The organism is Streptococcus agalactiae ATCC 13813, from assembly GCF_000186445.1.
GTDB lineage: Bacteria > Bacillota > Bacilli > Lactobacillales > Streptococcaceae > Streptococcus > Streptococcus agalactiae.
Map to the genome: position 1 here is coordinate 1 of NZ_GL636085.1, position 1108 is coordinate 1108.

The 1108-nt window shown below is 35.2% G+C and carries 1 pseudogene; it reads left to right on the forward strand.

Annotated features, from left to right (window positions below):
• Positions 1-78 precede the first annotated feature (78 nt).
• A pseudogene (locus HMPREF9171_RS00025) lies at positions 79-1108 on the forward strand (IS3 family transposase); the annotation flags it as partial.

Here is a 1108-nt window from a genome sequence, read left to right on the forward strand (position 1 = left end):
GGATGTATACTATAAAAGTAGACAGAACTTTGTGTGTTATAATCTGTTTTAAAAGACACAAAAACGAAAGGACAACCTATGTCAACATTTAAACGCTACGACGAAGAATTTAAACAATCCCTTGTCAACCTTTATCAAACTGGAAAAACTCAGTCTGAACTCTGTAAAGACTATGGGGTATCCACTTCTGCGCTTGCAAAATGGATCAAACAGTATTCTCAAGTCAAACTCGAAGATAATTCTGTACTTACTGCCAAGCAAATACAAGAGTTACAAAAACGTAATGCACAGCTTGAAGAGGAGAACCTTATCCTAAAAAAAGCAAGTGCCATATTCATGCAAAACTTAAAGTAAGACTCCTCGCTGTCTATCGGTTACGCTTTGAACACGCCACAACAACCTTGTGTCGTGTTTTACGTGTCAATCGCTCCACTTACTATAAATTTCTAAAACATAAGCCCTCAAAAAGAGAATTGGATAATCAAATTTATAGAAAACAAATACTTGAGATTTATACCAAAGCGAACAAAAGACTTGGTGTGAAGTCTATCAAGGTCATTCTTCAAAGAGACTACGACACAAAAATCTCTGAAGGAAGAATTTACCGTCTAATGAAGAATATGGCGCTCCCTAAAATGGCAACCGTTAAGACAAAACGAGCTCTTAAAGAAGCTCAAAAAAACTCCCCTCAAAACTTACTCAAGCAAAAATTTAATCCTGACCAACCAAATCAAGTCTGGACAACAGACTTCACCTATATTTCTATCGGATATAAGAAATATGTCTATCTCTGCGCAATACTTGATCTCTATTCTAGAAAATGTATTGCTTGGAAATTGAGTCATCGTATGGATGCAAAGTTAGCATGTGACACTCTAGAATTAGCTCTTAATAAAAGAAAGATTGAAGGAAACTTCTCTTTCATTCCGACCAAGGGTCACAATTTAAGGCCAGCGAATTTAGAAAAATTATTGATGACAACAATATCATGCATTCTTTTTCTAATCCTGGATATCCTTATGATAATGCCGTAACGGAAGCATTTTTCAAGTATTTAAAGCATAGACAAATCAACCGAAAACATTATCAAAATATCAAACAGGTTCAA